Origin of the sequence: Xanthomonas hortorum, from assembly GCF_040279205.1 — a bacterium.
In the GTDB taxonomy this organism is placed as follows: Bacteria; Pseudomonadota; Gammaproteobacteria; order Xanthomonadales; family Xanthomonadaceae; genus Xanthomonas; species Xanthomonas hortorum_F.
The window spans coordinates 1-6,441 of record NZ_JBEOLS010000104.1 but is presented as its reverse complement, the minus strand read 5'-3'; the positions used below and the strand labels follow the sequence as shown (position 1 = coordinate 6,441).

Here is a 6,441-nt window from a genome sequence, read left to right as displayed (position 1 = left end):
GCGTGGGACCTTACGCGGCATGGATGCCGCGTAAGAGCCTACACGGACGTACTTGCGGCGTGTCCCACGCCGGTACGCGTGCAAGCGCCCGCAGCAGACCGAAGCACTCGCACAAAACCGGCAGACCTAGTGTCAACGCAAACTGCAAACACTCGTACACCGAAGTCGAATGCCTAACCGACTTCCAAGCTTCAAACACGCAGCGGTAATTAAAAATAATCTCCACGCAAAAAAACACCGGACCATCCCTAGATGGCCCGGTGGAGAGCGAGTCTTGGCATCCTTCGCCGAGAAGGGTTTACCCCGGTTGCTTGCTCAGTGTCACTCCTAACTCGGCGCACCTTGGGACCAAGGACGCCTTGCAGCAGGCGACGGTTCCCCAACCGTCAACCTGACACTTCGACAAGAAAGCTCACACCCCCACAACCGGATCGATCACAACAGGATCGGTGCGGCGACCGGCACGCCCGGCGGCGAACGCAATGCCTGCGCCCAGGATCAACAACACCAAGGTGCTCCAGGCCGCGCGCGAGATGCCGCGTGCCGCAACATCGCCGGCCTCGCGCGCCTTCTGCTCGGCGGTGCGCTTGAGCGCTTCGTATTGGGCCACGGCCTTCTGGTAGCTCTGCGCGTAGTTGTCGGCAATCTGCTCGGCTTCTGCACGCGACTTACCGGTGCGCGCCACGATCAGGTTGATCAACGCATCGCGGTCGGCCGCATCGATGGCCGGTTTGGCCTGCGCACGCACACGGTCGAACCACGCGGCCAGTTCGTCCGAGGCGGCCTGCGGGGTCTGCGCCGCATCGGTGGCGGTGGCCTTGCCGTCGTCGCTCATGGTCTCGGCCTGATCCTTCAGACGCTCAGGATCGAGTTCGGCCTTGCCGGTCTGGCGCAATACCGTGTCCAGCTGACCGCGCAGGTCGCCCCAATCCAGCGCGATGCCCTGCTTCTTCAATTCATCCTGCACCCCATTGCCCAACGCTGGCGCCGCAGCAGCGATGCCCTGCCCGGTCAGCGACACGCCCTTGCCGACCACGCCCGACACCGCGCCTACCGCATTGCTGGCCAGCGCCGCCACCAACCAGGTGGTGATCAACGAGGTCACCGCCCAGCTCAACAGACCGTGCAGCCCGCCGCGTACCGTGGCCAGGCGGCCGGCGACAAACGCGCCTACGCCGATCGAGATCAATGTGCTCAACGCCAGCCAGATACCCGCACCGGTGCCCAGCCCGCTGACCGGGTTGGCTTCACGCAGCGGATCGATGGTGGAGGCACCGATTGCGGTGCCCAACACGCTCAACGTCAGATAGGTCACCAGCGCGAAGGTGCAGCCGGCAAGCACGGCGCCCCACGACATCCTGGGGGCGAGAGTGGACTGGCGAACGACCTGTGCCATGGGAGTGCCTCACAACGGTAGAAATGGGCGCTCAGTGTGTAAGGCGTGCTGCGCCCATGCCTGAGCCGAATGCACCAGTGCGGCTAGTGCATTCGCGTCAGGCAGCGGCTACCGTGTGCCGCCACCCTTGGTGTCCATTGCCTAGTTTCAATCGCCGTTGTTACCCGAGGTCACCCCATGTCGTCAGCGAGTGAAACCGCGCCGCCCAGCAGCCCGCCCCAGTCCACCAACCGCCGCCAGCTGCAGCAGATCATTACCGGGCTGAGCGAGGGCGTGATTCTGGTCGAGCCGGATCAGTCCATCACCTGGGCCAACGAGGCCGCGCTGGCCATGCATGGCGCAAGCGTGCTGGAAGACCTGGGCGCCACGGTGAGCGAATACCGCGAGCGCTTCCAGCTGCGCTATCGCAACAACCATCGCCTGAGCGCCGGCAATTACCCCATCGACCGTGTCATCGCCGGCGAAGTCTTCAACGATGTGGTGGTGGAAGTGGTGCGCGCCGGCACCGAGGAGCAATGGGTGCACCGCGTGCGCAGCCTGGTGCTGACCGACGCGCAAGGCGCACCGGATTGCCTGGTGCTGATCGTCGCCGACGCCAGCGAGTGGGCCAGCGCCGAGCAGCGCTTCGAACGCACCTTCAACGCCAACCCGGCGCCTGCGGTGATCTGCCGGCTCGCCGATCAGCGCTATATCAAGGTCAATCAGGGCTTTGTGGAAATGACCGGCTACACGCGCGAAGCGGTGGTGGGCAAGAGCGTGTTCGAGGTGGATGTGCTGGAACTGGCCGACCGCCGCGAGCTGGCGCTGGAGCGCCTCAACGAGGGCACCACCATCCCGCAGATGCAGGCCGAACTCAGCCTGCCCGATGGCACCACCAAGATGGTGGTGGTGGCCGGCCAGCCGATCGAAATCGGCGAAGAAGCCTGCATGCTGTTCACCTTCATGGACCTGGAGCCGCGGCGCCGCGCCGAGGTGGCCTTGCGGCAAAGCGAAGAACGCTTCGCCAAGGCCTTCCGCATCACTCCGGTGCCCACGCTGATCTGCAATGCCGACACCTTGCAGATAGTGGAAATCAACGACGCGGTGGCGCAGACCACCCAGTACGCCAGCGAAGACATCATCGGCAAACCCATCGAAGAAATCGGCCTGTTTCCTAGCCGCCAGGCGTATCAGCAGTTCTGCAACGCGCTGCAACAAAGCGGCAGCATGCTCAATGTGGAATATCCCATCACGCGCAAGGATGGCGAGCAGCTCGATTGCCTGATCTCGGCCGAAACGGTGAGCATCCACGGCGTACCGTGTTACCTGTTGTCGCTGATGGACATCACCGACCGCAAACGCACCGAGATGGAATTGGTCGCCGCCATCGAAGAAGTGATGCAGGACGCCTCCTGGTTCAGCCAGACCCTGTTGGAGAAGCTGGCCAACGTGCGCCGCGCCAATCGCCCCAGCCAGGCGCAAAGCTGCGGCATCGCCGAACTGACCGGACGCGAGCGTGACGTGTTGGGCTTGCTTGCCGAAGGCCTGGCCGACAAGGAAATCGCACAGCAACTCAGCGTTGCGCCCAATACCGTGCGCAACCACGTGGCCGCGCTGTATTCCAAGATCGACGTGCACAGCCGCGGCGAAGCCATCGTGTGGGCACGCGAACGCGGCTTTGCCGGCCGCGGCGCCAAAAAGCCCGCGCGCAAGGCCTGACAGGCTGTAGCTGGGCCGGATGCACTAGCCGCCCTGGTGCATCCGCATGTGGGCAGGCACCGCGCGGGCCGACACCATGCTCACACCGGCCCGCACAGACTAAGCCGGTTCCCCAACTACGAGAAACGTCCCATGGATAAGAACCGTATCGAAGGTACCGCCAAGCAGGTCAAGGGCTCGGTCAAGGAAGCCATCGGCCGCGTCACCGGCGACAAGAGCACCGAGCTGGAAGGCGCCGCCGAAAAGAATATCGGCAAGGTGCAGAGCAAGGCCGGCGAAGTGGCCGACAAAGTGCGTGACGCGTCCAAGTCGACCAAGTAACTCCATTGGCCGGAGCAAGGGTTGGCTGTTTTGCGTAGTCCACGACTTTGCAAACGGCGCTACCGAGTTTTAGCGATAGATCGCACCAACGCCCCGACTTGATCGGGGCGTTGGCGTTTGTGGAGGTTGGATAAAGTGCAGCACTCCTCTGTCATTGCCGCGCGGAAGTAAATCTTGCAATCGTCTGCGTTGGCTAGCACTGCTGCTTTCCACTGCATGACGCAGCAGTGACGTCCCGCCAGAAATAAGCGACGTCGGTGAGATAGACACGGCCACCTGAACGCCCGAAAGCATTCACACAAACTGCTGGACTTGCGTCATCAGCACTGTCGCTTTGTACTCAGCCCCACTTCCTGTGATGATCGGCGAGCCGACATGGCTGCAACGACAGGCTGATTGGATGACGCGTTTCAAGCTGCTCGCCGCCGTTTTTCTTCTCTGGACTGCCGAGGGCTGGAGCACGCAGCCCTCCCCGATCAAGACACCCGAACAAATCTTCAATCGCTGGCTATCTGCGTTCAACCGGGGCAATCAGCAAGAGTTGCAGGAGGTCATCGCCGCGTACAAGATCGACCGCAACGCGCAGCGCGATGCCGACCTGCATGCCTCAATGGGCAACTTCAACGTGCTGACTGTGAGATCAAGCAGCCCCAAGAAAGTCGAAATGATCGTACAGGTGAAGCCGAGCGAACGTGCGCTGTTGGTGACCGTTGAGCTGGAACAGACCGACCCCTCGGATGTGCACGTTTTCCAGATCGAAGGCGTGGAAATGCCGTCCGAATACCGGCCCAAACGTGTGCAGATTCCCACCCTTGCAAAAGTGACAAAGCAACGGCTGGATGCCTTGGTCGCTGCAGACACATTGTCCGGCGCACTGTTGGTAGCCAAGGACGGCAAGGTGCTCTTGCAATGGCAAGGCGGAATGGCAAATCGATCAGCCGCGCTGGCAGTTACCCCGGAAACACAGTTCAGACTTGCATCCTTGAACAAAATGTTCACCGCCGTGGCCGTGTTGCAGTTGGTGGATGCCGGCAAGCTGTCGCTTGATGGCACCATCAACGACTATCTGCCTGATTATCCCGACCACGCCATCGCCTGTTCCATTACGCTGCGGCAATTGCTCAATCACACCAGTGGACTCGGCGAGATCTTCGGTGACGAGTTCAGTAGCTATTCGCAGACCTTGAAAACGCATGCCGATTACATCAAACGTTTCGGCGCCACTCCACCAGAACAAGTACCAGGCAGTCAGGATGGCTATTCCAACTATGGATACGTCGTGCTTGGCGCAATCATCGAGGCTGTCAGCGGCCAGTCGTACTATGACTATGTAGATCAGCACATCTACCGCGTTGCCGGCATGGGATCGACAGGGTCAGAGCCGGAGTCAAAATCAGTCGCAAGCCGCGCCCTTGGATATGCCAAACAAGGTGGTGCCTGGCAGGTGGAAACCGCATCGCTTCCATGGCGCGGAACGGCAGCCGGTGGCGGCTACAGCACGGTGGGCGACATGCTCAAGTTCGGCGAAGCACTGCGCACGGGCAAGCTTCTGTCGCCCGCGTTACTGGAAGCGGCCACCTCGCCACAAAATCACAAGCACTGGTACGGATATGGCTTCATGGTCAGTGGCCAAGGCGAAGAGAGGCAGTACGGGCACGAAGGCGGTGCGCCGGGCGCAAACACTGCATTCGTGGTGCTGCCATCGAATGGCTATGTGGTAGTGGGATTGAGTAACACCGATCCCGATGCCATGGAGAACGTGGTGAACTACATCGCGCGGCGGTTGCCTCTTTAAACGAGGTCGGGTGGCCGACTGCCAGCACCCCGACTACCAGGGTGCCCCCAACGATGGCAACGCCTGGCGCGACAACTGCGAGGGGGAAGGCGACTACTTCATCACCCGCGGCGGCAGCTTCGCTTCTTCGCGCCAGGTGCTACGCAGCGCCGCGCGGGGACATGGTTGGCGGGCCAATGCAAGCAGCCTTGGTGAGGGTTTCCGGATTGCCGAAGATATCGGTGCCTGCAGCAAGCGCGTGCGTTGATGCCGATGCCGGGTTTGTTGAGGCGCTGGAGTCAGCGCAGCGGCGCGAGCGCGAGGTACAGGCGAGGACTGCAATAAAGTGAGAGTTGTCGGCTGGGCAGTTGTGGATCACACCGATGTTGAAGGCGGGCAGTTCACCCCTGAGGAACATGCACATTGACAGCTGGCGTTAGCACAACTAACTTCCCTGGACCAGCCACGGGTCAATCAACGATGCACATTGGGAAGGCAGTCGGGTGGTTGGGGGCCGTGCTTTGCGGTCTGGGGCTGTGTGGCTGTGCGCATATCTCGGGCAACCCGGTGCCAGTGCCAAACGCACAGAGTGCCGCCAACGCCTCACCCAAAGGCGAGGCCCACGACAACCCGGTGCTAAGCGCCGAGCAAGTGGGTCAGCGGTTCCTGACAGTGTGTGAAGGGCTTACATCGCGGAATGACTTAAGCGTTGAACGTATACAAGTAGCCGTCGGTATCCATCTCAAACATGTTGCATATCCATCTGAAAAACTCGAAGCCTACTTCTACGGCCAGCCGCTCAAAGATGGCTGGAACTACATCTTAGATTTCAATCCGGCCTCAGCAAGTCTGAAACAAGGCGCCAGCCTATCGTTCGTCAAAGACGAAGATGAATTCTCAAGCATGGCCAACATTTGTGGCCTCGATTTTTACTATTATCGCGAAGCACTAAAGGTAAATGGATTTACCGATTATCCAGTCTACGGAGAAATTGGCCAATTACAGAGCTGGCGCTTTTCTAAAATATTAGATGATGGCGAGAACCTAACTCTCTCCATGCTTCTGCAGAATGAAGTGGTCGGTACGCACGGAAGGCTTTGCGTCCGATCACTTGGGACAATGAACTAGGGCCTGTTAACACATCCGAAGCCCATCAACGACTAGGACGAAGCTGAGGAATCCAAGGAACATGACATCCAGCTTGTCGAAGCGCGAGAAAATCCGGCGGTAGCCTTTCAAGCGACGGAACAGT

General features: G+C 60.5%; 6 protein-coding genes and 1 pseudogene. 5 read left to right on the top strand and 2 right to left on the bottom strand.

From position 1 onward, the window contains the following. Window positions 1-412: 412 nt before the first annotated feature. Window positions 413-1,396 (bottom strand): hypothetical protein, encoded by a 984-nt coding sequence (locus ABS769_RS22040; RefSeq protein WP_317063320.1) that lies wholly within the window; start codon window positions 1,394-1,396, stop codon window positions 413-415. Window positions 1,397-1,573: 177 nt separating this feature from the next. Between ABS769_RS22040 and ABS769_RS22035 the strand changes: the two genes are divergently transcribed. The 5 genes from ABS769_RS22035 to ABS769_RS22015 all read left to right on the top strand — a co-directional run bounded on the left by ABS769_RS22035 (window position 1,574) and on the right by ABS769_RS22015 (window position 6,317). Next, window positions 1,574-3,094 carry a helix-turn-helix transcriptional regulator gene (locus ABS769_RS22035; RefSeq protein ID WP_317063318.1) on the top strand — a complete coding sequence of 507 codons (1,521 nt, stop codon included), beginning with the start codon at window positions 1,574-1,576 and terminating at the stop codon, window positions 3,092-3,094. 132 nt (window positions 3,095-3,226) lie between these two features. Further along, window positions 3,227-3,415, top strand: coding sequence for a CsbD family protein (locus ABS769_RS22030; protein ID WP_006451426.1), 189 nt, complete (start codon window positions 3,227-3,229; stop codon window positions 3,413-3,415). 400 nt (window positions 3,416-3,815) lie between these two features. After that, entirely contained in the window at window positions 3,816-5,210 is a 1,395-nt protein-coding gene (locus ABS769_RS22025; RefSeq protein ID WP_317063315.1) for a serine hydrolase domain-containing protein, read from the top strand. Between the two features lie 10 nt (window positions 5,211-5,220). After that, window positions 5,221-5,457 carry a hypothetical protein gene (locus ABS769_RS22020; RefSeq protein WP_317063314.1) on the top strand — a complete coding sequence of 79 codons (237 nt, stop codon included), beginning with the start codon at window positions 5,221-5,223 and terminating at the stop codon, window positions 5,455-5,457. Between the two features lie 248 nt (window positions 5,458-5,705). Continuing rightward, window positions 5,706-6,317: a hypothetical protein gene (locus ABS769_RS22015; protein WP_317063313.1), complete on the top strand. Its 612-nt coding sequence runs from the start codon at window positions 5,706-5,708 to the stop codon at window positions 6,315-6,317. A gap of 6 nt (window positions 6,318-6,323) precedes the next feature. Here the strand turns inward: ABS769_RS22015 and ABS769_RS22010 are convergent. After that, window positions 6,324-6,441, bottom strand: a pseudogene (locus ABS769_RS22010) (IS5-like element ISCARN85 family transposase); the annotation flags it as partial.

Excerpts from the sequence above, each read along its gene's own strand:
- ABS769_RS22025 (WP_317063315.1), top strand. The coding sequence starts at position 3,816 with ATGACGCGTTTCAAGCTGCTCGCCGCCGTTTTTCTTCTCTGGACTGCC.
- ABS769_RS22035 (WP_317063318.1), top strand. The coding sequence starts at position 1,574 with ATGTCGTCAGCGAGTGAAACCGCGCCGCCCAGCAGCCCGCCCCAGTCC.
- ABS769_RS22030 (WP_006451426.1), top strand. The coding sequence starts at position 3,227 with ATGGATAAGAACCGTATCGAAGGTACCGCCAAGCAGGTCAAGGGCTCG.
- ABS769_RS22040 (WP_317063320.1), bottom strand. The coding sequence starts at position 1,396 with ATGGCACAGGTCGTTCGCCAGTCCACTCTCGCCCCCAGGATGTCGTGG.